Origin of the sequence: Mesoflavibacter sp., assembly GCF_964226795.1 — a bacterium.
Classification (GTDB): Bacteria; Bacteroidota; Bacteroidia; order Flavobacteriales; family Flavobacteriaceae; genus Mesoflavibacter; species Mesoflavibacter zeaxanthinifaciens.
In genome coordinates this window covers 1-2,626 of record NZ_CAXQQP010000015.1, presented here as the reverse complement: position 1 = coordinate 2,626, position 2,626 = coordinate 1, and the positions used below count along the sequence as shown (strand labels likewise).

Here is a 2,626-nt window from a genome sequence, read left to right as displayed (position 1 = left end):
ATAAATAACGGAAATTGGTACAATACTGCATTTGATAAAACTCATGATATTTCAATAACTAGTAATTACGAATTGAATAAAAAATGGACTTTTAATGCCAATTTTGTTCTTCAAACAGGACAACCTACAACATATCCTGTATCTCAGTATCAATACGCAGGTTTAACAATACCCAATTACGGTAATCGTAATTCTAACAGATTACCAACGTATCATCGTTTAGATATATCTGCAAATTATACACCAAAACCTAACAAGACAAAAGGTTGGCAAAACTATTGGACTTTTAGTATTTATAATGCATACAATCGTTACAACGCTGCTTCAGTAAGTTTTTCAGAAAATAGAATTACCGGAATTAATGAAGCTACAAAATTTTCACTTTTTGGTATTATACCTTCAGTAACCTATAACTTTAAATTCTAATGAAAAAATTTATATATATAAGTGCCCTTTTATTACTTTTTAACTGTGAAGAAGTTGTAGACATTGACTTACCAGAAACAGAACCTAAACTTGTAATAGACGCTTCGCTAAATTGGTTTGATGGCACAACAGGTAATGAACAAGATATTAAATTAACATTGTCTGCTCCATTTTTTGATACAGAAATTCCACCAGCTAATAATGCAACAGTTAGTGTAACAGATCAAAATAATAATACTTTTATTTTTACTGAGGACGGCGATACTGGTATATATAAAACAACAAATTTTATTCCTGAAATAAACCAAGAATATACACTTACAATCCAATATAACGGAGACACTTATGTAGGATCAGAACAATTAAAATCTGTAACACCTGTAGAATATGTAGAACAAAATGATGAAGGTGGTTTTTCTGGAGAAGATATCGAGTTAAAAGCCTATTATAATGATCCTGCTAATGAGCCAAATTTTTATTTATATCAATTTGATACAGATATAGCAGTAATTCCTACTTACGAAGTATATGATGACGAGTTTACAGATGGAAATCAAATTTTTGCATTTTTCACCGAAGAAGATTTAGAATCCGGTGATGAAGTAATCATTAAAAACTACGGAATTTCTGAACAATATTATAATTTCATGTTCCTTTTACTACAACAATCCTCAGAAAATGATGGTGGCCCATTCGAAACACAACCAGCAACAGTTAGAGGTAATTGTATAAATATTACCAATCCAGACAATTATCCGTTAGGTTATTTTAGGGTATCACAAGCCTATCAATACAATTATACAGTAAATTAATTGGGCGTTACCACAAGGGTCGCGCTATCCGTTGCTAGTTTTGGTTCGATGCAAGCCTCACCAAAAGCTAACCACTACTATCGCTAACGCAAAAATAGCTAACTTTACACCTATGAAATTTATAAAGACCACAGAACAAGATTCTAAATATAATCACTTAGAAAAGATGAGCATTAATCAACTGCTCACAAACATTAATAAAGAAGATCAAACTGTACCGTTAGCAGTACAGAAAGCTATTCCTCAAATAGAACAATTAGTAGAACAGATTGTAATTAAACTAAAAAAAGGTGGTAGATTATTTTATATCGGTGCTGGAACAAGCGGTAGATTAGGTATAGTAGATGCTTCAGAATGTCCACCAACATTTGGTGTGTCATATGATTTAGTTATAGGTTTAATAGCTGGCGGAGATTTAGCTATTAGAAAAGCAGTAGAATTTGCAGAAGATTCTACAACACAAGGCTGGGAAGATTTATTAAAACATAATATAAACGAAAAAGATGTAGTTATTGGTATAGCAGCATCAGGAACAACACCTTATGTAATATCAGCTTTACAAAATTGTAATACAAACAATATAACTACTGGATGTATAACATGTAATTCAGATAGTCCGCTTAGTACTACAGCACAATTTCCAATAGAAGTTATAGTAGGTCCAGAATTTGTAACAGGTAGTTCACGCATGAAAGCAGGAACAGCTCAAAAGCTTGTACTTAATATGATTAGTACCTCTACAATGATTCAGCTAGGAAAAGTGAAAGGTAATAAAATGGTCAATATGCAACTAAGTAACAATAAACTTGTAGATAGAGGAGAAAAAATGCTAATCTCTGAACTTAATATAGATCGAGAAACTGCTCAAAATATATTAAAAAAATATGGTAATGTTAGAGAAGCTATAAAAAACTATAAAAATGGAAACTAAATCTACAGATAAAGAAATATTAATAAAAGGGTTAAAACAATTAGGATTATCACTATTACTAATGTTTATAGGACCTTCTTTTTTATACCTTATTCTAAGCAATAAAGATAAACAGTTCTATATAGTATTATTAATATTAGGAATAATAATTTGCTCTTTAGCTGTTTACTTTGCTTTTAAAGGTATAAATACTATTCTTAAAAGTCTCTTCGAAAGTAATAAAACAAAGTAGTATACTTCGTAGTTTCATTTAATTTTTCAAAAACTAAAAAACAAAAAAAAGTCCTCAACAAAAAAATGTTGAGGACTTTAAAAAAGGCGACGACCTACTCTCCCACAATGTAGTACCATCGGCGCTAATGGGCTTAACTTCTCTGTTCGGAATGGTAAGAGGTGAGCCCCATCGCTATAATCACCTTAAATCTTTCGGTGTATGTAGAATATTCTACTTTACCGT

General features: G+C 31.1%; 3 protein-coding genes, 1 rRNA gene and 1 pseudogene. 4 read left to right on the top strand and 1 reads right to left on the bottom strand.

Going from position 1 to position 2,626, the window contains the following annotated elements:
• The 4 genes and pseudogenes from ACEQT4_RS12420 to ACEQT4_RS12405 form a co-directional block, all read left to right on the top strand.
• A pseudogene (locus tag ACEQT4_RS12420) lies at window positions 1-426 on the top strand (hypothetical protein); the annotation flags it as partial.
• The gene (locus ACEQT4_RS12415) at window positions 426-1,238 is read left to right on the top strand and encodes a DUF4249 domain-containing protein (RefSeq protein ID WP_370228093.1); all 813 of its coding nucleotides are present in this window, start codon (window positions 426-428) and stop codon (window positions 1,236-1,238) included. The pseudogene ACEQT4_RS12420 and the gene ACEQT4_RS12415, both read left to right, overlap by 1 nt.
• A gap of 112 nt (window positions 1,239-1,350) precedes the next feature.
• Entirely contained in the window at window positions 1,351-2,169 is an 819-nt protein-coding gene (gene murQ, locus ACEQT4_RS12410) for an N-acetylmuramic acid 6-phosphate etherase (RefSeq protein WP_027879696.1), read from the top strand.
• Window positions 2,159-2,401, top strand: coding sequence for a DUF6095 family protein (locus ACEQT4_RS12405; RefSeq protein ID WP_370228091.1), 243 nt, complete (start codon window positions 2,159-2,161; stop codon window positions 2,399-2,401). Before murQ ends, ACEQT4_RS12405 begins: the two co-directional genes overlap by 11 nt.
• Before the next feature lie 81 nt (window positions 2,402-2,482).
• Here the strand turns inward: ACEQT4_RS12405 and rrf are convergent.
• A 5S ribosomal RNA gene (gene rrf / locus ACEQT4_RS12400) occupies window positions 2,483-2,589 on the bottom strand.
• Window positions 2,590-2,626 lie beyond the last annotated feature (37 nt).

Excerpts from the sequence above, each read along its gene's own strand:
- murQ (WP_027879696.1), top strand. The coding sequence starts at position 1,351 with ATGAAATTTATAAAGACCACAGAACAAGATTCTAAATATAATCACTTA.
- ACEQT4_RS12405 (WP_370228091.1), top strand. The coding sequence starts at position 2,159 with ATGGAAACTAAATCTACAGATAAAGAAATATTAATAAAAGGGTTAAAA.
- ACEQT4_RS12415 (WP_370228093.1), top strand. The coding sequence starts at position 426 with ATGAAAAAATTTATATATATAAGTGCCCTTTTATTACTTTTTAACTGT.